Origin of the sequence: Paraburkholderia sp. J10-1, assembly GCF_905220165.1 — a bacterium.
In the GTDB taxonomy this organism is placed as follows: Bacteria; Pseudomonadota; Gammaproteobacteria; order Burkholderiales; family Burkholderiaceae; genus Paraburkholderia.
Genome location: NZ_CAJMYW010000009.1, coordinates 357511 through 379253 on the forward strand (window position 1 = coordinate 357511; position 21743 = coordinate 379253).

General features: G+C 58.4%; 24 protein-coding genes and 2 pseudogenes. 18 read left to right on the forward strand and 8 right to left on the reverse strand.

Going from position 1 to position 21743, the window contains the following annotated elements:
• Window positions 1-4 precede the first annotated feature (4 nt).
• Genes U5A65_RS27075 through U5A65_RS27090 form a run of 4 tightly spaced genes read left to right on the forward strand, consistent with a single transcriptional unit; the run spans window position 5 to window position 3072 of the window.
• Complete coding sequence (locus U5A65_RS27075; protein ID WP_321948441.1) at window positions 5-829, forward strand: transporter substrate-binding domain-containing protein; 825 nt, start codon at window positions 5-7, stop codon at window positions 827-829.
• Window positions 830-872: 43 nt separating this feature from the next.
• Window positions 873-1634 (forward strand): amino acid ABC transporter permease, encoded by a 762-nt coding sequence (locus tag U5A65_RS27080; protein WP_321948442.1) that lies wholly within the window; start codon window positions 873-875, stop codon window positions 1632-1634.
• Entirely contained in the window at window positions 1634-2290 is a 657-nt protein-coding gene (locus U5A65_RS27085) for an amino acid ABC transporter permease (RefSeq protein ID WP_321948443.1), read from the forward strand. The genes U5A65_RS27080 and U5A65_RS27085 overlap by 1 nt, the downstream gene beginning before the upstream one ends.
• Before the next feature lie 56 nt (window positions 2291-2346).
• The gene (locus tag U5A65_RS27090) at window positions 2347-3072 is read left to right on the forward strand and encodes an amino acid ABC transporter ATP-binding protein (protein ID WP_321948444.1); all 726 of its coding nucleotides are present in this window, start codon (window positions 2347-2349) and stop codon (window positions 3070-3072) included.
• A gap of 61 nt (window positions 3073-3133) precedes the next feature.
• Here the strand turns inward: U5A65_RS27090 and U5A65_RS27095 are convergent.
• The 7 genes and pseudogenes from U5A65_RS27095 to U5A65_RS27125 form a co-directional block, all read right to left on the reverse strand.
• Window positions 3134-3391: pseudogene (locus U5A65_RS27095) on the reverse strand (acetate--CoA ligase family protein); the annotation flags it as partial.
• Window positions 3392-3744: 353 nt separating this feature from the next.
• Window positions 3745-4131 (reverse strand): RidA family protein, encoded by a 387-nt coding sequence (locus U5A65_RS27100; RefSeq protein ID WP_321948445.1) that lies wholly within the window; start codon window positions 4129-4131, stop codon window positions 3745-3747.
• A 60-nt stretch (window positions 4132-4191) separates the two neighbouring features.
• Window positions 4192-4941: an IclR family transcriptional regulator gene (locus U5A65_RS27105; RefSeq protein ID WP_321917015.1), complete on the reverse strand. Its 750-nt coding sequence runs from the start codon at window positions 4939-4941 to the stop codon at window positions 4192-4194.
• 100 nt (window positions 4942-5041) lie between these two features.
• Window positions 5042-5794: an amino acid ABC transporter ATP-binding protein gene (locus U5A65_RS27110; protein ID WP_321948446.1), complete on the reverse strand. Its 753-nt coding sequence runs from the start codon at window positions 5792-5794 to the stop codon at window positions 5042-5044.
• Complete coding sequence (locus tag U5A65_RS27115; RefSeq protein WP_321917018.1) at window positions 5791-6435, reverse strand: amino acid ABC transporter permease; 645 nt, start codon at window positions 6433-6435, stop codon at window positions 5791-5793. The genes U5A65_RS27110 and U5A65_RS27115 overlap by 4 nt, the downstream gene beginning before the upstream one ends.
• 21 nt (window positions 6436-6456) lie before the next feature.
• Window positions 6457-7173: an amino acid ABC transporter permease gene (locus U5A65_RS27120; RefSeq protein WP_321917019.1), complete on the reverse strand. Its 717-nt coding sequence runs from the start codon at window positions 7171-7173 to the stop codon at window positions 6457-6459.
• A 51-nt stretch (window positions 7174-7224) separates the two neighbouring features.
• Complete coding sequence (locus U5A65_RS27125) at window positions 7225-8061, reverse strand: transporter substrate-binding domain-containing protein (protein ID WP_321940150.1); 837 nt, start codon at window positions 8059-8061, stop codon at window positions 7225-7227.
• Window positions 8062-8423: 362 nt separating this feature from the next.
• Between U5A65_RS27125 and U5A65_RS27130 the strand changes: the two genes are divergently transcribed.
• Complete coding sequence (locus U5A65_RS27130) at window positions 8424-9251, forward strand: META and DUF4377 domain-containing protein (RefSeq protein WP_321948447.1); 828 nt, start codon at window positions 8424-8426, stop codon at window positions 9249-9251.
• On the opposite strand, the gene U5A65_RS27135 is transcribed toward U5A65_RS27130, so the two are convergent.
• Window positions 9248-9586: a tannase/feruloyl esterase family alpha/beta hydrolase gene (locus U5A65_RS27135; RefSeq protein WP_321948448.1), complete on the reverse strand. Its 339-nt coding sequence runs from the start codon at window positions 9584-9586 to the stop codon at window positions 9248-9250. The genes U5A65_RS27130 and U5A65_RS27135 overlap by 4 nt on opposite strands.
• 11 nt (window positions 9587-9597) lie before the next feature.
• Here U5A65_RS27135 and U5A65_RS27140 point away from each other — a divergent pair, with 11 nt between their 5' ends.
• The 13 genes and pseudogenes from U5A65_RS27140 to U5A65_RS27200 all read left to right on the forward strand — a co-directional run bounded on the left by U5A65_RS27140 (window position 9598) and on the right by U5A65_RS27200 (window position 21664).
• Window positions 9598-10023: a hypothetical protein gene (locus tag U5A65_RS27140; RefSeq protein WP_321948449.1), complete on the forward strand. Its 426-nt coding sequence runs from the start codon at window positions 9598-9600 to the stop codon at window positions 10021-10023.
• Window positions 10024-10539: 516 nt separating this feature from the next.
• Window positions 10540-12225 (forward strand): sialidase family protein, encoded by a 1686-nt coding sequence (locus U5A65_RS27145; protein WP_321948450.1) that lies wholly within the window; start codon window positions 10540-10542, stop codon window positions 12223-12225.
• Window positions 12226-13285: 1060 nt separating this feature from the next.
• Complete coding sequence (locus U5A65_RS27150; RefSeq protein ID WP_321948451.1) at window positions 13286-14029, forward strand: type IV toxin-antitoxin system AbiEi family antitoxin domain-containing protein; 744 nt, start codon at window positions 13286-13288, stop codon at window positions 14027-14029.
• 29 nt (window positions 14030-14058) lie between these two features.
• Window positions 14059-15012: a nucleotidyl transferase AbiEii/AbiGii toxin family protein gene (locus tag U5A65_RS27155; protein WP_321948452.1), complete on the forward strand. Its 954-nt coding sequence runs from the start codon at window positions 14059-14061 to the stop codon at window positions 15010-15012.
• A 328-nt stretch (window positions 15013-15340) separates the two neighbouring features.
• On the forward strand, window positions 15341-16072 hold the full coding sequence (locus U5A65_RS27160) for a hypothetical protein (protein ID WP_321948453.1): 732 nt from the start codon (window positions 15341-15343) through the stop codon (window positions 16070-16072).
• A gap of 133 nt (window positions 16073-16205) precedes the next feature.
• Entirely contained in the window at window positions 16206-16574 is a 369-nt protein-coding gene (locus U5A65_RS27165) for a hypothetical protein (RefSeq protein WP_321948454.1), read from the forward strand.
• Window positions 16575-16709: 135 nt separating this feature from the next.
• Window positions 16710-17267: pseudogene (locus U5A65_RS27170) on the forward strand (tyrosine-type recombinase/integrase); the annotation flags it as partial.
• Between the two features lie 273 nt (window positions 17268-17540).
• Entirely contained in the window at window positions 17541-18074 is a 534-nt protein-coding gene (locus U5A65_RS27175) for a hypothetical protein (protein WP_321948455.1), read from the forward strand.
• Window positions 18075-18126: 52 nt separating this feature from the next.
• Entirely contained in the window at window positions 18127-18807 is a 681-nt protein-coding gene (locus U5A65_RS27180) for a hypothetical protein (protein WP_321948456.1), read from the forward strand.
• Between the two features lie 69 nt (window positions 18808-18876).
• On the forward strand, window positions 18877-19290 hold the full coding sequence (locus U5A65_RS27185; RefSeq protein ID WP_321948457.1) for a hypothetical protein: 414 nt from the start codon (window positions 18877-18879) through the stop codon (window positions 19288-19290).
• Between the two features lie 90 nt (window positions 19291-19380).
• Window positions 19381-19794: a hypothetical protein gene (locus U5A65_RS27190; protein WP_321948458.1), complete on the forward strand. Its 414-nt coding sequence runs from the start codon at window positions 19381-19383 to the stop codon at window positions 19792-19794.
• Window positions 19795-19982: 188 nt separating this feature from the next.
• Window positions 19983-20702 carry a hypothetical protein gene (locus U5A65_RS27195; protein WP_321948459.1) on the forward strand — a complete coding sequence of 240 codons (720 nt, stop codon included), beginning with the start codon at window positions 19983-19985 and terminating at the stop codon, window positions 20700-20702.
• Between the two features lie 245 nt (window positions 20703-20947).
• Complete coding sequence (locus U5A65_RS27200; RefSeq protein ID WP_321948460.1) at window positions 20948-21664, forward strand: peptidase E; 717 nt, start codon at window positions 20948-20950, stop codon at window positions 21662-21664.
• The last annotated feature ends 79 nt before the right edge of the window (window positions 21665-21743 follow it).

Genomic DNA, 21743 nt, shown 5'->3' on the forward strand with positions numbered 1-21743 from the left:
CGTCATGAACACCCCGGCCTTCATCACTCTTCCCATGCAGCGCCTGCTGGCGCGCACCGCCGCTTGCGTGGCGCTTACCGGCATGGCCGGCCTTTGCACGTTCGCCCCGCTCGCGCATGCCGACGCGCTCGATACGATCGCGAAATCGGGCGTCGTGCGTATCGGCGTCTTTGAGGACTATCCGCCATTTGGTTCGATCGGCCCCGACATGAAGCCGCAAGGCTACGACATCGATGTGGCCAACCTGATCGGCAAGGCGCTGAACGCGAAGGTGGAACTCGTACAGGTGACAGGCGACAACCGCATGGCATACCTCGCGGATCACAAGACCGACCTGCTGCTTTCGGTTGGCCAGACCCCTGAGCGCGCCAAGGTGATCGACTTCTCGCAGCCTTACGCGCCCTACTATCTCGCGGTATTCGGCCCCAAGGCGCTGCCCGTGAAGAATGCGGCAGACCTGGCCGGCAAGACAGTAGCTGTCGCGCGCGGCACACTCGAAGACCTGAGCGTGTCGAAAGTGGCTCCGCCCACGGCGACCATCAAGCGCTTTGACGATCAGAACGGCGCGATCTCCGCGTTTCTGTCCGGTCAGGCGCAATTGCTCGTGGTTGGCAACGACGTCGGCGCAACCATCATGGCGCGTCATCCGGCCAACGATCCCGAACAGAAGTTCTCGCTCTTCAGTTCGCCGGATCACGTCGGCATGAACAAGAACGAGCCGCGCCTGATGCAGAAAGTCGACGAGGCCATCGCCACTTCGAAGAAAGACGGCACGATGAATGCGATTTCGCAGAAGTGGCTGCGCGCTCCGCTGCCGACGAATCTTTAATGTTGGACGTGTTTTCCTCCCCTGAAATACGGAAGGCGCCGCGATGACCTATACGTTTGATTTCAGTGACTTCGGTCTGTACGCGGGCATGCTCGCGCGTGGCGTCGAGGTAACGCTTGGCCTCACGGCCGTCTCCACGATACTGGGCGGCGTGGTCGGCATCGTGGGCGCGAGCATTGCCGTCGCGGGACCGAAGTGGAGCCGCGCGTTGATTGCGTCCTATGTCGAGCTGATACGCAATACGCCTTTTCTCGTGCAGCTCTTTTTCGTATTTTTCGGACTGCCGAGTCTTGGGGTACAGATCGACGAGATGCAGGCGGCGGTATTGGCCATGACGGTCAATCTGGGCGCCTACGCGACGGAGATCGTGCGTGCCGGCATCGACTCGATTCCGCGCGTGCAGAGTCAGGCTGCGATGGCGCTCGGCCTGCGGGGCCGCCAGGTGTTCCGCTACGTCGTGCTGCCTCAGGCGCTTGCCAACGTCTTCCCGGCGCTGCTCGGCCAGGTGTTGATCGTCATGCTCGGTTCCGCCGTCGTGTCTCAGATCTCGGTGCCCGACCTGACCTACGCAGCAAACTATATCCAGTCGCGCAATTTCCGCTCGTTCGAGAGCTACGTGATCGTCACAGTCATCTATCTCCTGCTCTCCATCGTGATGCGGCTGTTGATCAACCGGCTGGGCAAAGGCCTCTTTGCTGGCAAGGCGCTTCGCGGCGCGGGCAGCACACCGCGCGGGCGTCTGCGCACACTGCTTTCGTTGCGCGCCCGCGCGGCAGCCTCCCCTCTTCCAACGGAGCGTTCGTAATGGTCGAGTTCACCTTATGGGACATCGCGCGCAATCTGCTGTTCGCCGCGCGCTGGACGGTCCTGCTTTCGCTCGCTGCCTTCGTCGGCGGTGGTTTGACGGGTCTCGTGCTGCTGGCAATGCGAGTGTCGCCGGTGCCGTGGCTGAGACGCGTCGTGATGCTGTACGTCGAGGTGTTTCAAGGTACCCCGCTGCTGATGCAGTTGTTTCTCGGATTCTTCGGCTTGCCTCTGCTCGGTGTGGACGTGTCGCCCTGGCTCGCCGCCACCGTGACGCTCACGTTGTATACGGGCGCTTATCTTGCCGACATCTGGCGCGGGTGTGTCGATGCCATACCGCGAGGGCAATGGGCGGCGGCGGCTAGTCTCGGGATGACGTGGCCCCAGCAGTTGCGTTACGTGGTGTGGCCGCAGGCATGGAAGATCGCCGTGCCGCCCACCGTCGGCTTTCTTGTGCAGGTCGTGAAGAGCACCGCGCTGACATCGATCATCGGGCTCACCGAGTTGACCAAGACCGGCACCATGATCACGAACGCCGCGTTCCGTCCGTTCCCGATCTACGCGATGGTCGCGCTGCTGTACTTCGCGATGTGCTTTCCGCTCACCTGGTATGCGCGCACGCTCGAGCATCGCTACCAGGCCGGCCGGCATCGGTGAACTCAACGTAAAAACGCGACACTGCCTAGCCAACACGCCCAGACGCAGGTTTCAAAATGATCTCTATCAGCAATGTTTCCAAGTGGTATGGTCAGTTTCAGGTGCTGACCGACTGTACAACTGAAGTGAAAAAGGGCGAAGTGGTCGTCGTATGCGGCCCGTCGGGCTCTGGCAAATCTACGCTCATCAAGACGGTCAATGGACTCGAGCCGTTCCAGAACGGCGAGATCAGGATCAACGGCGAGTCAGTGGGCGATCGAACGACCAACCTCTCCCGGCTGCGCTCGAAAGTCGGGATGGTTTTTCAGCACTTCGAACTGTTTCCGCACATGTCGATTACGGGGAACCTGACGCTGGCGCAAATGAAGGTCCTGGGCAGAGGGCGTGATGAGGCGGCCGACAAGGCGCTGCGGCTACTGCACCGTGTTGGCCTGCGCGCCCATGCGGACAAGTATCCCGCTCAGCTCTCCGGCGGACAGCAGCAGCGTGTGGCGATTGCCCGCGCGTTGTCGATGGATCCCATTGCGATGCTGTTCGACGAGCCCACTTCGGCACTCGATCCTGAGATGATCAATGAGGTTCTGGACGTGATGGTGGAACTGGCGCAGGAAGGCATGACGATGATGTGCGTCACACACGAGATGGGCTTCGCCAGGAAAGTCGCGAATCGGGTGATCTTCATGGACCGCGGGAATATCGTGGAAGACGACCTCAAGGAGGCGTTCTTCGAGCGCCCGAAGTCCGACCGCGCGAAGGATTTCCTCTCGAAGATACTGCACTAGCGCGGGCGGGAATATCGACCGGCCGAGGCCGGTCGTCACCTGCTACGAACTGTGTGATTTTTCAGCCCGCGTGGCTTGTGTCTGCAAGAACGGCAACGCCATCTGCCACCCGCACGCCCTGCCCTTCGGCAAGCACGAAGATCGGGTTGATTTCTGCCTCGAGCAGCGTATCGCCGAGTAACGCCATCGGCGAGAAAGCTACGATCGCCGACGCGAGCGCGGAAACATCGCCATTCTGCCGCCCGCGACAGCCATCGAGCAAAGGCCAGGTTTTCAGCTCGCGAATCATCACGTTCGCCTCTTCGAGCGAGAGTCCCGACTCGCGGTCAACGAACCACATCGTCGCGTGTTGCTGACGTCCAAAGGCGCCAGCGGTCCTCTTCCTGTGCTTCCCGAGCCGCGCGCTGGCCACGTCAATGGTTTGTCGATTGGCGCCGCGCAACCAGCGCCCTCTCACCAGTGAACGGGAGAATGCGGCCAGCGCGAGTCGACCCGCCGTCGCACCGCGGGCCGCAACGACACAGCTTCATTCTGGAGCATCACGGGCCTGCGTGTCACGCAGAAGTCAACGAAGCTTTAGTGTGTTGGCTTGACGCAATACCGGGTACCGGCCTTGCGCGTTGGCGAGACGCGCATGCCGGGTTGATGCGGTGCCGGCGATCACTCGCGCTTTTAGATTTGTGGTGCTTTATAGGCTACGCAATCGACTTCCACCTTGCAGTCGATCACCATGCTCGAAACGACCGCCGCGCGTGCGGGCGGATACTCGCCAAAGTACTCACGAAACACCTTGTTGAAAGAAGCGAAGTCGCGCGGGTCATCGAGCCAAACCCCGCAGCGCACGACGTGTTCCGCACCATACCCCGCTTCGTGCAGGATCGCGAATACGTTCTTCAGCGCCTGATGCGATTGCTCAACGATGCCACCATTAATGACTTCGCCGTTTTCCATCGGCGTCTGACCGGAAACGAATAACCAGCCATTCGCCTCGACAGCACGTGCAAATGGCATGTGCTGGCCACCCGTTCCTTTACCGCCCTCTACGCCATAACGCTTCACACTCTCACTCCTTCTCACCTTGTCTGATTGATGGCCGAGCTGCTTTCAACGCACCCGGGACTATCTAAGCGATAACGCCTTCGCCGACTGCAGAAGGTCTTCGAGCATCGCGGATCGCCTCTCCGGGCTCGTGTCGCGACTCGTCATGAAACAGAGCGCCGCAATCGGAAAGCCTGCGCGGTCGCGGACAGGCGCCGCCATGCAGAGCCGAAAAGCATTCGACAAACCCTCTGTGCAGCAATAGCCCTGCTCTTTCGCGAGCTGCACTTCCTGAAAGAACCCGTTAAAGTCGATGCGAACCCCGTTGTCGAGGACGAAATCGTCGCCGGGAATTAGCTCCCGGATCTCGTCCGCATTCAGGTGGCCAAGCAACAGGCGTCCGGTCGCGGTCCATGGAATCGGCACCCTCACGCCAATGTCCGAACTAATGTTGAAAGGACGCGCGCTGCTCTCCGACAACACGACGGTATATTTATTGCCCTCGAGCATGCACAACTGCGTAGTCTCCTCATACTTCCTGACCAACGCCAGAATGGCTTGATGAGAGCGGCTGATCAAATCGTTGTGAGTTGCATAGTCAGACCCGTAGTAGTGCATTTCGCGCCCAAAAAACACGCTACCATCCGCGGTGGTCTCGAGCCAGCCAACCCCGGTGAGAATCGTAACCAGTTCATAGATGCTCGAACGAGGCGCACCGGTTGCATCGATCAACTCGCGCATCGTCATTGGCCGCTGGGCTATATGCAATTGCCGAAAAATTTCGACGACGCGGTCTACGCCTCTGGCGCGCGATGATTCTCCAACAGCCATGCATTCACTCCATCAAGGCGTTCGTAAAGTCGATTCACTGAAAACACAGCTGAGTTTACCGTACGCGAACCTTCGCAAGAGCGACGTGCGGGTTTCAGCGTCAATGGTCGAGTACCCTGTGAAGAAACTGTTTCGTGCGCTCGTTCGAAGGATTGACGAAAATCTGCTCGGGCGGGCCCTGCTCGGCGATCACGCCCTTGTCCATGAACACAACGCGGTCCGCGGTCTTGCGAGCAAAGCCCATTTCGTGGGTGACAACCACCATCGTCATGCCGTCGCGCGCCAGGCCGCGCATGACTTCAGTGACCTCGCCAACCAGTTCCGGGTCGAGTGCCGATGTCGCCTCGTCGAAAAACATGATGCCTGGCTCGACCGCAAGCGCTCTGGCAATGGCTACCCGCTGTTGCTGGCCACCCGACAACTGACTCGGATAGTGCTCTGCGCGTTCCGCGAGACCAACACGGTCAAGCGCTTCCATCGCGCGCTTGCGCGCGTCGGCGGGATTCATCTTGCGAGCCTTGATGAGCGCGAGCGTGACGTTCCCAAGCGCAGTCTTGTGCGGAAAAAGATTGAACTGCTGGAAAACCATGCCTACGTGACCACGAATTTCGCGTGCACGGCGCGGGTCATGAAGCGGAACGTCGTTGACCCAAACTTCGCCCGAATCCGACGTTTCGAGTCCCGCCATGATGCGCAGCACCGTACTCTTGCCGGAGCCAGACGCTCCGATCAGCACCAGAACTTCGCCTGACCGGACATCGAGATTGATTTCCCTCAGCACCCGGGTCGAACTGAACGACTTGCTGACGCCCGTGAGTGAAATGATGGGCCTGGTTTGAGTTTGATCGCTCACGACAGTCTCCTGCGGTCATGGTGGCGCACCCACTGTGAGAGCGGGAAGCACACGGCAAAGTAAATGAGTGCGACGAGTCCGTAAATTTCGACAGGCTTCCCAACCCGGTCCACGATGGCCTGGCCACCGTGCATCAGTTCGGACATACCAATCATGCTGACGATCGACGTGTCTTTGATGAGCGAAAGATATTGACCAACGAGCGGGGGCAGCACAATCCGCCCGGTCTGGGGCAGCACAACTGAGGAAAACGCCTGGACCTTCGAGAGACCGAGAATTTGCGACACCTCCCACTGCCCTTTGGGCACGGATTCGATGCCGGACCGGAACACCTCGGCAATGTAGGCGCCCTGATACACGCTCAACCCGATTACCCCGGCCGCGAACACGTCGATGGCGTACCCGAAGTAGGACACTCCGAAGTAGATGAACATCAAGGTGATGAGCACGGGTGTACCGCGAAACAGCTCCGTATAGAGCTTCGCGATGCGGGACGTGCCCCACGGTCCGAACGACCTCAAAACAGCGGCGAAAAGGCCAATCAGGGTACTGCATACGATGGCCGCCACGGAAAGCAGCAGTGTCGTCACCAACCCTTGCAGCAGGATGGAAAGACTGGTTTTCAGCAGTTCAACGGACATAATCCAGCTCCGATGCGAAGATCAAGCTCGGTTGGTTCGGCGGATCCAGAAGCCCCCTGAGCGGGCGCGAGGCCGGATGAGAAGGGGGGGATGAAACATGCGCGCTCCGAGTTGGCTCGCCAACCAGGACAGTGCGTTGCTGAGCACGAGATAGGCGACAAGCGTCACAGCGAACGTCTGAATGTAGAGAAGGGTTCGCGAGTTGATCACGGTCGCGGTTCCAGTCAACTCCGGAAGCGCGATGGCGGACAGGAGCGATGTGCCGAGCAGCAACTGAATCAGGTAGTTGACGATGGCGGGATATACCGCCCGCGCGGCTTGCGGCAGCACGATTTCCGTGAAAATTTGCCTGCGCTCCAGCCCGAGAATGCCGGCGGCCTCCAGCTGGCCACGCGGCACAGACTGGATGCCCGCACGAAACACTTCCGACAGGTAGGCGCCGACGTTGAGCCCCAGCGCAATCACGCCAGCCCAGTACGCGTCCAGTGAAATGCCAGCCGAAGGCAAGCCAAAGAACACAATGAAAATCTGCAACAGGACAGGCGTATTGCGGATGATTTCGACATAGCCGCGAGCGAACCATCGAAACGGCGCGACCGGACTGATGCTGGCAAGCGCGGCCAGCAGGCCGAGCGACACCGCCAATACGAACGCAAGCAGGGTCACCTGCAGCGTCAGCCAGCCTGCCCGCAGAAAGTCAGGCACGTAGCCCCATAGTGTCAGCCATTCGTAACTCATTTCCCTCTCCAACTCGTTTGAGTCTCTTGCGCTGCTAGCATCACGCGCCACTTAGAGCTGCGGATTCAGCGCGTAGCGCGGGTCGGTGCCGAACCACTTCTTGTAAAGTTGCGCGTTCAGCTTCGACGCATTGATGTTGAAGAGGAACAGGTTCAGGTAATTGACCCACGCCTGGTCTCCGGACTTGACGCCAAACGCGTTGTACTCGAGCGGAACGAGAGATTCATTGGTGACAGCGAGTTCAGGGTCGAGCTTCGCCTGATAGGCCAGGAAATTGTTGTCTTCGATCATCGCGTCAGCCTGGCCCTGCTTCACGGCGAGGATCGCGGCCTGCGAGCTGTCGTATTCCTGAATCTTGACCGCCATGTTCAACGCCCGCACTTCGTCGCCATTCGTCGAACCCTTGACCGTGGCGATCGTGCGATTGCTCATATCCTTGATGGACTGAATCCCGCTGCTCTTCTTGACCAGCAGCGCCTCACTGGCGACGACATAGGGCGTCGTGAATTCGACGACCTTTGCGCGCTCGAGATTGCGCGTGAAATTGCAGAACACGACATCGACCTTGCTCGTCTGCAGGTTCGGAATGCGGTTCGCGCTCGTCGTGTTTACGATCTCGAGCTTTACGCCCATTTCTTTGGCGAGTTCCTTTGCGAGATCCACGTCGTAGCCGTCGGGTTGACCGTCTTTGTCATAGAAACCGAAGGGCGCGAACGTCAGGCAATCGCCAACGCGCAGCGTGCCACGCTGCAGCACGGCCTGTAGCGTCGACGAGGAGGCCGCCCCGGCTTGTCCGGGCGTAGACACCTTGGTGCAGCCCGTCAACGCGAGCAGTCCAGCAACAGCGAACAGGAAGGCAGTCTTGACGCCGTGTTTTGCAAGTTTCATGTACAGGCCCTAATCGGAGGTGGGTATTCCGGCACGGATGCGTCGGTTCCAGCGCTCTCGGCAGGCCTCGGAACCCACTGGCTTATGCATCCACATTGTCCGATATACCGGACACGTGTCTGATTAACCGGATTAAGGCGAAGTTTTAGGCACTGAAAATGGTGAGGCAAGTGGCCTGAACCCTAATTGCATTTTTATTTTTGTTCGGGCATCGGATCCGATGGCGACCAGGGGCACGGGACGTGGAGGCTATGTCAACCCGGTGCGGCGGCTCCGGGTTGTACCATGCGTTAGATCGTCAGTTCTTCCGGTGAGCGATCCGAGCCGCCTGTAACACCCACTGGACCAGCAGAGGTACCGACGTGAAATGCCACCTGCTCTTGCTGACATTCGCTATTGCCGCCTGCTCGCCGATCCATGAAACGGGTGCCCCGGCTACGCCAGCGATAACGTCTGCTTCCGCCCCCGTCCCCACAAGCGCGGCGTCGACAGTCGGCACCGGGATCCTCACCCAGTACCACTGGCAACTCAACGACGCATTCGATAGCAAAGGCAAACGCATCGATGCGTTGTTCGCCGACACGAACAAGCCCGTGCAGTTGGACTTCAGCGCTGACCGGCTGAACGTGGTCAATAGTTGCAACAACATGGGCGCCAGTTACAGCATCAAGAAAGGACGGCTGCAAATTGGCCAGATGGTGAGCACCATGGTGGCGTGCCCGGATCCCGCCCGCGCCGCGCTCGATAGCGCCATTGCACAGCGGCTGCAGGGCAGCCTCAGCATGAACCTGCTGACACGTGGCAACACACCGCGCATGCAGCTAGTTACCGACCGTGGCGACACGTTGAGTTTCACCGGCGTACCCACGGCGCAGACGCGTTTCGGCGGCCCCGGTGAAATGACCTTCCTCGAAGTGGCCGCACAGTCCGTACCGTGCCAGCATCCACTGTTTCCGGACAAGCAATGTTTGCTGGTACGCGAACGTCACTTCGACGAACAGGGTTTGGCCACCGGCACGCCTGGTGAATGGCAATCGCTGTATCAGGATATCGAGGGCTATACCCACACCCCTGGAATTCGCAATGTCCTGCGCGTAATGCGCTACACCGTCACTAACTCACCCATCGACGGGCCATCGGTCGTTTATGTGCTGGACCTGGTGGTCGAATCGGAGAAGGTCGGGAACTAGCCGGCCTTCGCCGATCCATCAAATGCAATCCGTAAATATGCCTTATATTGAAAACTACAATTGATTACCCATCGATACAGCCTCGCACGCGACAGCGGCCGCGCGCGGCCTGGCACACCTGTGGTATCGGTGACCAGCCGGTGCACCGGCGCCGTCCCGTGCTCGACCAAGTTCTGCAGCGTTGTGAGCGAATCCCACGAAGCGTTGAACTCGGTGCCCACTGCGTGCTGCAACCCGGCAATCCCATAGAAACGCACGAACGACTCGAAGCCCATCCTGATCAGCAAGCACTGGTAGTAGATCCCTGTTGCCCGCGTGCTGACGGTCTGGTCCACGGTGCCGTGCGTTGTCAGCAGCTTTGCCGCCGCGGCGCATGATGGGTGTCACGGACGAACTCGTTGCTGATCTGCCGTATAACGCCAGCATCAATATTCCGCCTGATCTGGACGCCTCGTCCGGCACCGTCGCCAAGCTCGCCGATGGCACGACCGCGACGGGCACCTTCAATCAGCATCCATTCATTCTGGCGAACATCGGTCAGTTCGGGAGCTTTTGGCATGAGCGGCGCGGCTCGGCCGTGGTGTTCTTCGCGCTCGTCGGTTTCGATGCGGTGTCCCACCCCCGCAGAGGAAGCCGGACGTCCAGCTATCGCCCCTCGTCGGGCGACTGCACGGTGCTAACCGGCCGTTCGCCCGATCCGGCTCCAGAGCGGCGACTCTCACATCGGCGAACGCGTACTTACGCCCCATTGCCGACAGTCGGCTCGTCGTAGTTTCAAAGGCAGGTACCCGAGGCCGCTTTCTGCGACCACGAACGCCAGGTTTCAATGCCATCCGTTCGTCACCCTCGGGCAGCAAAAAAACGCCGATGCTACGGCAAAACGCCGTGTGTCGAGGTCGCGGAGGTCGGAGCCGTAATCGAAGTCACAATCATCTACAACCCGGCTGCAGTCGAAATGGACCGTTCAATGCAGAACGCTTCGATTCAATATTAAATACGTACTCCGAATAAACTATCGGTGCAAGCAAACCCTGTGAATATCAAGTGACATGCTTCTGCAAGCGCATACATGCTTTGACGGTTGTTCTGCAAACCTCGTACCACGCCAATCGTAGCGGGGGCGCCATGTGATGAACCGGAATCCGTAATGATTTTTTCACACAAATTCTGCTCTCTCGACCTAGTGTGTTTTGGTAGATGCATCGCTGTATGTCCTGGTGGACGGTAGCAAGCGTTGGTTTTGCGGTGGGCAATGCACAGGCGTTTTCCCCTTTTCGCGAGGCTCAGAATGAAAATCAATATCAGACGCTTATCCCGATCAACTTTCAATGGCATGGCAGGCGGTTGCGTCATTGCGTTGGTGTGCTCGATCGGCCCAGGCGCACATGCGCAAACGCTGGGTTCGCTAGTACAGGTAGCTGCGGGCGACCCATTTAGCGGATGCACGGCAGACAAGGTGAACGCGCAACAGTCGGCATTCGGCAGCGTCCTGTATCCTGCAACCTCAATCGAGCCATGGATTGCGGTCGATCCGACCGACCCGTCTCGCCTCCTCGTCGGCCACCAGCAGGATCGCTGGATCGACGGCGGATCACGCGGGCTTGTCGGCGTCGTCTCCAGCGATGCGGGCAGTTCCTGGTCGAATTCGATTCCGTCCGGCGTGACTGCGTGCACCGGAGGCAATTTCCGGCGAGCTTCCGATCCCTGGGTAGATTTTGCGCAAGACGGAACGGCCTTCTTCTTCTCTCTGGTACTGGACCCCGCGCAGCCGACGACTCCTTTCGGAGCCCGAAATAGCGGGATGCTGGTCAGCCGCTCCACCGACCACGGCGCGACGTGGCAGCCTCCCGTTACGCTGATCCGCACCAACTCGCCGCACATGCTCAATGACAAGAACTCGCTCACTGCGGATCCGACCGCGAACAAATACGTCTATGCGGTCTGGGATCAGCTGAGCGTGTTCCCGCCAACGAAGGAAGGCGCCCAACTGCTCGCTCAAAATGACGGTGTTGAGATCGCGCGCCAATTGGCGGGCCTTTCTTCGACATGTGGGACCCCGCCGTGCGCGGGTGGTGCCCCCTTCTCCAAATTCAGTTTCACCGGCCCGAGCTTCTTCTCACGGTCCACCGACAATGGAGTGACATGGAGCACAGCCGCACCGATCTACCAGCCGGGCACGAACGCGCAGACAATCGACAACATGGTGCGCGTGCTGCCTGATGGTACCCTGCTCGACTTCTTCACCGCGATCAACGTCACGCCATCGCCCCTGAGCATCGGCTATATCAAGTCGACGGACAAAGGCGCGAACTGGTCGGGGCCGACGTTCACCAACGATATTCATACGGTCGGCGGCGTGGTCACCGGCGTGGTGACACCTGACAGCGGTCAGTCGATACGCGACGCCGCCATTCTCTACAGTGTCGCTGTGAACCCGGTTTCGGGGGCTATCTATCTTGCCTGGCAGGACGACCGCTTTTCGTCCGGGACCTGCACCACGTCCACCGGATCGATTCCGATCGTCGGGATCGTCTTCAGCGAGTCGGATGACGGCGGGGCGACCTGGTCAACACCCGTGATGATCAACAAGACGCCGCCGAACGGTACGAACCCCTGCCGTCAGCAGGCTTACATTCCGGCGATAGTGCCGTCCGGCGACGGCAATACGATCGTGGTGACCTACTACGACTTTCGTAATGACACGAACACGCCTGTGGGCTTCGAGGGCAGCGACTATTTCGCGGTGTTCTGCTCGACCGCCACTGCGTGCACGAACTCCGCCAATTGGGGTAACGAACGGAAACTGACTGACGCCTCGTTCAACATCCTTGACGCACCCGTAGCGGGTGGCCATTTCCTCGGCGACTACATGGGTCTGGCCGCTAGTGGACCCAAAACTATTTACCCCTTATTCGGCGTCGCCACGAATGCCAACGTGACGGCCGAATTCACCCGCAAGATCACATTGCCATGAGCGCAAACGGCGGCGACTGAAGCAGAGGTCGCCGCCCAGTCTCCCAGGACAGTCAGGTTGCCGGCATTCACGCAGTGGGCAAGGACGCGCGAATTTCTGCGCGCATGTTGGTGCCTCATGCCGAAGCTTTGCTGCGCGATGAGACTTATCATTGAGCATCTGGTGCCGCCGATGGTCCGCCACCTGTCTCCAACCGCTGGCTTGCTCGCGCGGTCGCTAACAGCCGGTGCAGAACCCCGTCTTGCTTATCCGCACCGGGTCGAGAGTACGCATCGGATCACAGTGAGAACTGACATTCATAGAGTCGCACCGGTGTGATTGACTGAAGAGCGACCTGATGCGGCCTTACGAACGGCGACATTTGAACGTCCGCAATCGATGACCCGTCGTCGATCGACTGTACGCAATGGCCGCCCCTCCCCCATACACGTCCCACTGGGCGTCCGTCGCCTTGCAAGCCAGCAGGCGTCCAGACCGCCGACTCTCCTGGCGTGCATGACGCCTCAAGCTGTTCACCATGCGAATCTCCACATTACATATCGCTCGTGAGGAGAACCCAGGAGAAATGCTCAGGTCAGAGCCGGCCGCCCTGCCAGGTGAACGGGAAGAGCGCCTGGTCGCATTCGTCCAGCTGGCCCGGCGCGAATGGCGCCAAATACGATGCGTTTGCCCATTCCACGAATGAGGCCAGCCTCGCGTAAACCGGCTTCGGGGACGTGCGACGGTCCGCGTTCGGCAGTTGCCGGGGAATGCCTGCCGCCGAAGGCGCCACCTTTCTAGCGGGCCACCGATTATTCGTTTCAATCAACCGTCCCTTTGCGCCTGGCACCTCGCGCCAGCTTTGGCCGGTTCACGCATTTCATGATTTTTTCTATCTAAATACAAATTTTACCGACAGAACATCGAATAAATCATGCGCCTTTCGTCCCGATCGAATACACTGATTACGCGTCTCCCGGACGTCGACACAGCGATCCATCTCCGGATTTTGCATGATTTAATGTCCTTAACTGCTGATTTCTTTGTGTAGTCACAAAAAAATCATGCCCCCCCGACGATTATGGCCAGCAAAACACTCCAGCGGCTCATGGAAGGCGTCCCCCGAGGACAGCCGCTTGATCCACAGATGCTCCGCGACTGCGGCGTCAGCGCCCAGCAGACCACCTACCTGGTGAGCGCCGGGTGGCTTCAGCGCCTTTCGAAAGGCGCCTACCTCCTTGCGGGGGACACGCCGACGCGCGACGGCGTACTCGCGTACCTCAGCCGGCATGTGAAGGGCCTGCATGTCGGCGGCAGGACGGCGCTCGACTGGCAGGGCGTGCGGCACAACATGAGTTTTCGCGAGCGTGTCGTGCTCTGGGCCCAACGTCCCTACGTCATACCCGAGTGGGTCGGCGAGCACATGCCCCATACGCTGCAGACGACGCGCCTGTTCGATGACAATCTGCCGGAAGGCTTTGCGATCTCGCCGCTTCCCAACCAGGATCCCTCGATCCTCGTTGCCGAGCCCGAGCGTGCCCTGCTCGAGCTCGCGAGCGATGTCGGCAAGCGCCTCGCAAAAGGACAGTCCCTCGAAGAGGCCATCAATATCGCATCGTCGTTGCGCAACCTGCGCCCAAAGGTACTGGATACCCTGCTATCCCATTGCACAAGGGTGAAGGTCGTCAAGCTGGTGCGGGATCTTGGAGAAGCCAGCGGCTTTGCCTGGGGCAAGGATCTGCAGCGCCACGTCGACAGGCTTGGCCCCGGTAAGCGTTGGTCCAGCAGCCGCAAGGGCACGCCTTCATTGAACCTGAAGGCATAGCGTGCCCATTTCCAATCAGATGTGAACAGATGAACGATCAGTACCTCAACACCGTTCGCCTTATGCTGGCGATCGCGCCCGACGTTTTCGACACGCCGCATTTCGCCATGAAGGGCGGAACGGCGATTAACATGTTCGTGCAGGACCTGCCCCGCCTGTCTGTCGATATCGACGTGATTATGCGCTCGCACGACCCCGACCGGGCCGAAGCACTGGCGATCATCAACACGGAACTTGCGCGCGCAAAACAGGCGATTGAGCGGCAGGGTTATCACGTCACGGTCGCTGGCGCCAGCGGCAAGAACAAGGGCGATGACGTGAAATTGACAGTGGCTTCCGCCGATACGCAGGTCAAGGTGGAAGTGAACTATGTCTTCCGGGGCACCCTGATGCCAACCTTCATGCGCCCGGTCGTTCCGCGCGCACAGGAAATGTTCCGCGTCGACTTCGAAGTGCCCACGCTCGCCGACGCAGAACTGTACGGCAGCAAGCTGGTTGCGGCGCTGGACCGCCAGCATCCGCGTGACATCTTCGATGTGCAGCACATGTACGAGACGTACGGTGGCCTGTGCGATGATTGCGTTGCCGCGTTCGTTGGCTACCTCGCTGGCCACAACCGCCCCGTTCACGAAGTTCTGTTTGCGAAGCCACATTCACTGGCGCACGAATACGAGGCAGGATTCGTGGGCATGACCGTCGACGAGGTCAGCCTTTCCCGGCTCGAGGAAGTCCAGGCACAGCTTCACCACGATCTGCCACGCGCGCTGAGCGCGAAGCATCGTGAATTTCTCCTATCCCTCGTCAGACTGGCCCCGGACTGGGCACTGATGCCCTACGCCCATCTGAGCGACATGCCCGCGATACGCTGGAAGATCGAAAACCTGCGCAAACTTCGCACACGCGACAAGCAGCGCTTTGCCGATCAGGAAGCGCTACTCCAGGAAGCATTTTCAGCACTGGATAGCGAGAATAGACCCGGATAGGAGAGCGCGCGTCCCTTCCGTCCGCCAAGTCGTGAACCGGGCCATGACCTGCCGTTCCGCCAGCGGGGAAACCTGCCGTTTGAATCGCTGCAATACTCAGGCGGAACCTGACGGATGCGATACGCACGCCATCGGCCAAAGCCGACGGCCGCCGATCAACGGCTGTGCGGCGGCTGAAGTTCGCTTCACGGACATTCGCAAACCGGTGCCAGCGAATGTCTCCTCTCGCTATTGACGAGTGAGTCTTCACGGCCAATATGCGACGTTCGACAGCCAGTCGTAGATTGGCGACAATTGGTAGACGCTCGTACTGAACAGAGGCATAGACATGACTCGCCCGCCCCGTTCGCCTGACCTGATTGTTAACTTCGCCCTGACAGCGCTCAGAGCGGATGCCTCGCCGAAGTACGTGATTTCTGGTTACAAACCAATCTACAAGGTGAAGCCCGATTACTGGTCGTCTGCCCACCACGAATTCATGGATGTTTCGCGCGTTGAGACAGGACAGCAGGCTCACGCGGAGGTGTGGCTTCTCTCGCCGGAGGCATACCCTCAATCCTTTTGGATTGGTCGACGCATTGAAGTAGCGGAGGGTGCAAGGCTTATCGGCATAGCTGATGTCCTGCAAGTACCCAATCCCTTGCTTGAATCGAGCGGCCCTTCCACCATGGATCGTGAGATAGAAATCCCTAGCGGAATTACGAACGAACAGCGTTGGCGCAAGCATTGCCGAAAGATTCGCGCTAGAGCGTCAGATTTTCTTGAAGGTCGTCTGGGTGTCATTGAAACAGCGAGGGCCATGCTGCCATTAGCACGATGGACCAAGGTCGAAGAAGAGCCGGAATTTCAATTATTCCGTGCGATCGCGTCGGAGACTGACGACCTGCCTGTTGGCGAAGTTAGAGCCTACTGGGCGCCTGAAGCTTTAGCGCGTGAAGATGTCCGTATCCGGGCGGCTGAAGCGCAGTGGAACGATAGAGTGCGGTCCGCAGCCACGCAACTGGTCGAGCGATACCATTGGACCATCGTCCCGGCGGACTCTTCTCCGTGTGAAGAATGAAACACGCGGTGTAGTGCAATAGAGCCACATCAGGCGGGTTCGGCCACAATCAGTCGGACGACTCGTCTGTGGAAATCATCTGCAATCTACGGCAGGACAATGATTTGAAGTTGTTAAACCGACCTTCTGCTACATGACACACGAATACCTCGTCATTTTCCAGTACCACGAGCCTGAACCCCGGCAACTCTTCGAGCGCGGATTGATTGAAGACTATGAATCGACGAGCGGAATTTTTATCAAAGCAGCATCAGCGGAAGAAGCCTTGGTTTGGGGTGAGGCAATCGCGCATGAGCTTCTTCGGCGCTGCAATGACGATGGTTCGCTAGATTGGAAGCACTTCGGATATTCGTGCTGGATCGAGGCCGACCCCGGAAAATCATCTTGGCGCCATTGCTTGGATTTTTTCCAGCACGTGCATGTCAGTGAAATGCCCAATATTGAGGCGATGGGTACCTCCGCGTACATCAATTGGCAGGGCGATCAACCACTACCCGAGTGACTCAGCGCGATCCGCCAACGACTCGCGTTGCCCCAATGACCGGTCTTGGGAAAAGCGAGGGACCGCTCCGGGTCGGATATCGTCCGCCGACGATTGCCTCAGACTGAACCTCCTTCCGTCGAAAGGAGAATCGTCATGGAAGCCATTGACGTCGGCAGCGCGCGGCGCGTGCCTTGGAACAAGGGAAAGCTGACCGGCCAGAAGCCACCGCTGAAACTCAAAGAGATCTGGGCGATTCGTATCCGTTTGCAACTCGCGGGAAGCACACGGGGCCTGGCAATGTTCAATCTGGCGATCGACAGCAAGCTTCGGGCATGCGATCTCACAAGGCTGCGCGTCTCAGACGTTTGTCACGGCTCACGTGTGGCGGCGCGAGCAACCGTCATGCAGCAGAAGACGCAGCGGCCGGTGCAGTTTGAAATCACCGAACAGACACGTGCGAGCGTGGAAGCGTGGATCCAGGCGGCAGCTCTCGCGTCGGGTGACTATCTGTTTCCGAGCCGAATCCACGGATCGCCGCATGTGTCGACACGCCAGTACGCCCGGCTGGTACATCGCTGGATCCGGTCGATCGGACTGGACGACGCTGCTTACGGAACGCATACAATGCGACGCACAAAGGCTTCGCTGATCTACCGCCGTACGAAGAACCTGCGGGCGGTGCAGCTGCTGCTCGGTCACTCGAAGCTGGAGCCCCGGACAGCGCGCGGACGCTGTCCGGCCACTACAGGACGTTCGACGGCGCTATGTAGATCGCTAACAATCGACGCCGATCGACGTTTTCAGACGACATGGCAGTCGCTACAGCCGCAACAGGTACAATCGTCCCATCAAATCAGCCATTCAGTGCAAGTGAACGAACTCGTCGTCGGCCTTAACTCGTGAATTATCCAGGACGGAAATTACGGTGACTTCCAGGTCGGGGAATCGTACAAACTTGCCCTTGAGTTCAAAGGCTCGGCGCTGGTGCCTTCTTCCACGCGTGTAATGCAATGCGAGAGGAAACACGCTTCCGTCTACAACGTCATTGCAGACGTCGTCTTTGCGACGCCGGAGGTGTGGGCCATAGACTTCGGAATCAAGGTCTTTTGCGAGGCTAGGCCCCAGAGGTTTATACGCAGCGGAGATTGGGTCGAAGGTGAGATATGGATCGGAGTAGAACTACACACGGTCGTAGTCTGGGGCGACGGGATTCCAGAACTCATTCCTGAGGTCGATATGCTGCTTATCATTAGGGATGAACTCGCACCGGTACTGGCCAATGGGGTTCACCAGAAAGACAAATGCCTGGTCCTTCAGAACAGTGTGAACGAGATCCTTGCACCCCTAAGTGAAGACGGATACGTATTACGCGTAAGGAAGCCTACCTACAACGTGGCACCCGACGCAGTGCAGAAATTTATCAGGTCGCTACCGCAGACCACGGACCATATCGCGGGCGTGGCAATGGATTCCATCCTGGATGGCGAGCTGGTGCATAAAATTACGAAATTAGCGTGAATACGCACGATCGCCCGTAAGACATGGTGCGGGCCAGGAGCGGCCGTTCGACGTGTCGCCGAAAATCGACGAAAATCACCTCGACCAATGCCAGTTGGAACTACTACCGATGCCGCACTTGACCGATATTTTTGCCGACTGCAAATACCTCTATCTCGATAAGCTGCTTGAACCAGCCGACAATCAGCTAGCAATGCGAGTGCTTGAGGCCACGGACGGCGGTCCGGTACCGACGGCGATCCTTGATGCACAACCACTTGAACCCGTGAAGGAGATACTCGCTCAGGCGAGAACGATCGAGCATTGCAGCGGTTGCCGTATCTTCGACATCACGTGGCGTAGCTACGTCGGCTATTCCGTGCTTAATGAAAGCTTCGCGTTGCCGGAGCCGGAGACTTCCATCTGCACCGGTCGTCTCTTTGTTGAATATAAGTCGTCCACCTACCTGGAGTATCTCAAGCGAGCTTCGTGGGCCTGTGCCGACTATCCCGGCCCATACAGGCACTGGGCCGCCCTTTGTCTAAATCATATTGTTGACGTCGCGTCTGTGGATGAGCCAACAGTCGCAGTTTCTGTGGCCGGAGCGCCCCCTCTGGCAACTTCAGCGTGCCGGCCAAACGAGGCTGATTCGGCGCTCAGGGTCTTCGGAGCGATGGAGTCGATGCGTCCGAGGAGTGGCCGCTTTTGGTTTTATCGAAAGACCGCTCCGGGTCGCTTTATGCCTTTTGCATGAGAGTCCGCGGCCGTGGCGACCGCCGGGCTCGGACATCGGGCGCTAGCCGGCCAGGAGCGGTCAGTCGACATGGTCCCTCAAATCGTCGACAATTCCGCGCATCGCCTTCGCTTATACCGACCGATTTCCCCCGCTAAAAGTACCGGAATCCTGACGGAGCCTTCTGTGGCATGTAATCAATGTGCGGACCTTTGCGTTCGTTACGCAATCAGACATCCTCGCGAGCTACGCAAAGCGATACAGATCGCTGGAGAGAACATCGCCGATAAAACAATCGCAGAAGTGATTCCCGAAAGCCCTTGTGTCTCTGTCTCGTTCGTTGAACTCGCGAAAGGCGCGGTGTGGGACGACGTCGTCGAGTACCATTTTCGCTGCCTGCATTGCGATGAGAAGTTCTGGTTGCACGCAGAAACGTATCACGGCAGTGGTGGATACTGGGAACCGAAAGATCCAAAATCGATACGCGAAAACATCACCAACTAACCGCGAGCGGCCACAAGCGGTCCTTCGACGCCGCCGCGGAAATCGTCGACAATCCTCTATCTTCTTTATTCGCGGTGTTCAAGAACCTAGATGGAATCGCACAAAATCCAGTTTACGGAGAAAGAGCTTAGCCACTGGGCTGGCATGGGTGAATATGTACTACTACCGCCGGACGGCAGCTACGAGATAGCACTGAAATATGAAGGGGAACCGCCGCATGGCGACTCGTTTCACACGGCCATAGTGGACGGCCGCCAGTTGCCCGGCTACGCGTGGGGCTGCATATTCTCGATGTCTGCTTGCTCGAGTTTCGTAGCATTCAGTTGGATGGAGCGTAAGTTCGAAAGGCTGACGACAATCGTCGATGTGAGACGCAGCCTGTACTTCGCCCTGCCCATGTATATCTACCATCCGTGCATCGAATGGCCCGCAGTTCTACTTGGGCCAGCCTCCGGGCCGGAACACTACGCATTCGTTGGCTCCGAGGTCTGGAGAGCGTTTTGACGCCACCATGGTCGCTATATCCGGCGCCGCTCATATAGCATCAGTCGGCGGCATGAAGAGACATTCGAAACCCCATGTAGCTTGTCGACAAACGATCCGATTCCTGCTAGTAGTAGCTGATCGCTGGTGATCGAAATTTGCGTAAAGTTACGTTCGAAACCCTTGTGCCGGCTAGAAATCTAAGGACTATGAGAACTTTCAAAGCTCAACTTTACGAAATTTGTGACGAGGTTTCTTCTCAGTTTTCTGGTTGGAGCTTTGTGTCCGGACAGTTCAAGAATAGGACTTTGAAGCATACGGATTTAGTTATAGACCCCGGGTTTGGCTTTGAGCGCGGAACGACGCCTGTGCAACCGAGCGTGTGCATCGACAACAAACGCGCGCAAAAGTTGTGCAAATACGTCTTTGGGGCCAACGCGTCTACCTCGATTGTTAATCTCCAGACCGTTTCACATCTGCTCCAGCAAACACCAGAAGAACTGCGCTTAGGATTTTGGATTGTGCAGGATCGCAAGGAATTTCTATCCGTTGGTCAGCCAAGCCAGATCGCTCAAGGCAGGATATTGGATATTACGGAGGCACGTTGCGCATTGATTGCGACGATGCAGGATGGAATTGCGTTCATTGACAACCACTACGAACTTGGTAGTGAGGATGGTTTGTTGAAAGGCTTGCCAGCGAAGTACACGACGCGCCATGTCAACTCGCCTTACGATCAGATGGAAAAATTCAAGGGGGTGATGGTTTGTATCGCTCACATCCTGTACGGGGATTTTGATTTTGTCGAGCGTTATCAAAGCGACGATTTCAACACGCTGTTTCCCAAACGCACGGACGATCTCGATAGGATCATTGCAAAGTTGCCAGAGTTCAAGAAACGGTTCGCCGAGACTGGGATAGCCATTTAGGGAACCGTAAACTCCTGCTCGCAGGGCTAGAGGAATGTCCGTTATCGGGATTGCTCAGTGTCTCTTGAGGGTCGCTTTATGCCTTTTGCATGAGAGTCCGCGGCCGTGGCGACCGCCGGGCTCGGACATCGGGCGCTAGCCGGCCAGTTTGGGACATTCGACGCAGACACCTAAATCGCTGACAATCGCCAGACTAGTCGGCCTCAAGGGCTGACTACGACCGTCAATCAACGACCGGAGCATCCATGCGCCGCATCCTTGCCATAGGTGGTGGTGGGTTCATGATGGAAGAAGGGCCATCGCCCATCGACAAACACATCGTCAGCCTCACAGGAAAGGCACGACCAAACATTTGCTATCTCGCGACGCCCAGTGGTGACCTCCCGGCGCATTTGGACAACTTCCACGCCGCCTACGGCGACTTAGGCAGCGACACTTCCCACCTTGCATTCTTTCGCCAACCCGAGGCCAGGTCTATTCCCGTCGCCGATTTTCCTGCACGACTTCTAGATCAGGACGCAATATTCGTTGGTGGCGGCAATACCAGGTCTGCGCTCGCCGTCTGGCGCGAGTGGGGAGTCGACACGGCGGTGCGGAAGGCTTGGGAAAACGGCGTTCTAGTTGCGGGCATGAGCGCTGGTGCCATGTGCTGGTTTGAGGCCGGTCTCACTGACTCATTCTGGGGGCCGACGTACCGACCGCTCAACTGTTTGGGCTTACTACCGGGCGGCTGCGCTGTTCACTACAACAGCGACCCGAAGAGACGCGCGTCGCTACACGCCGCCCTCCAGGCTAGTGCGATTCCTGATTCGATTGCCATTGACGATTTTTCGGCGGTTCTGTACGAGGGCGCCTCTATCGACCGCGTATTCTCATGGCGACCGGGATCGACAGCGCATAGGGTCTACCGTGACGCGAATTCGGTAATCGAGACCGCACTGCCGACCGTTTGCATCGGCTGACGCGGCCGAGAGCTGCCGATACGCTCGCCGCGTTGAGTCATGAGACGCAATGCGGCGGCGGATTCAACCGGTCGATGCA

Bases quoted from the DNA above. Each gene is read 5' to 3' on its own strand.
- U5A65_RS27085 (WP_321948443.1), top strand. From the start codon at position 1,634: ATGGTCGAGTTCACCTTATGGGACATCGCGCGCAATCTGCTGTTCGCC.
- U5A65_RS27120 (WP_321917019.1), bottom strand. From the start codon at position 7,173: ATGAGTTACGAATGGCTGACACTATGGGGCTACGTGCCTGACTTTCTG.
- U5A65_RS27115 (WP_321917018.1), bottom strand. From the start codon at position 6,435: ATGTCCGTTGAACTGCTGAAAACCAGTCTTTCCATCCTGCTGCAAGGG.
- U5A65_RS27190 (WP_321948458.1), top strand. From the start codon at position 19,381: ATGGAATCGCACAAAATCCAGTTTACGGAGAAAGAGCTTAGCCACTGG.
- U5A65_RS27200 (WP_321948460.1), top strand. From the start codon at position 20,948: ATGCGCCGCATCCTTGCCATAGGTGGTGGTGGGTTCATGATGGAAGAA.
- U5A65_RS27145 (WP_321948450.1), top strand. From the start codon at position 10,540: ATGAAAATCAATATCAGACGCTTATCCCGATCAACTTTCAATGGCATG.
- U5A65_RS27160 (WP_321948453.1), top strand. From the start codon at position 15,341: ATGACTCGCCCGCCCCGTTCGCCTGACCTGATTGTTAACTTCGCCCTG.
- U5A65_RS27105 (WP_321917015.1), bottom strand. From the start codon at position 4,941: ATGGCTGTTGGAGAATCATCGCGCGCCAGAGGCGTAGACCGCGTCGTC.
- U5A65_RS27080 (WP_321948442.1), top strand. From the start codon at position 873: ATGACCTATACGTTTGATTTCAGTGACTTCGGTCTGTACGCGGGCATG.
- U5A65_RS27165 (WP_321948454.1), top strand. From the start codon at position 16,206: ATGACACACGAATACCTCGTCATTTTCCAGTACCACGAGCCTGAACCC.
- U5A65_RS27195 (WP_321948459.1), top strand. From the start codon at position 19,983: ATGAGAACTTTCAAAGCTCAACTTTACGAAATTTGTGACGAGGTTTCT.
- U5A65_RS27150 (WP_321948451.1), top strand. From the start codon at position 13,286: ATGGCCAGCAAAACACTCCAGCGGCTCATGGAAGGCGTCCCCCGAGGA.
- U5A65_RS27185 (WP_321948457.1), top strand. From the start codon at position 18,877: ATGGTCCCTCAAATCGTCGACAATTCCGCGCATCGCCTTCGCTTATAC.
- U5A65_RS27155 (WP_321948452.1), top strand. From the start codon at position 14,059: ATGAACGATCAGTACCTCAACACCGTTCGCCTTATGCTGGCGATCGCG.
- U5A65_RS27125 (WP_321940150.1), bottom strand. From the start codon at position 8,061: ATGAAACTTGCAAAACACGGCGTCAAGACTGCCTTCCTGTTCGCTGTT.
- U5A65_RS27090 (WP_321948444.1), top strand. From the start codon at position 2,347: ATGATCTCTATCAGCAATGTTTCCAAGTGGTATGGTCAGTTTCAGGTG.
- U5A65_RS27075 (WP_321948441.1), top strand. From the start codon at position 5: ATGAACACCCCGGCCTTCATCACTCTTCCCATGCAGCGCCTGCTGGCG.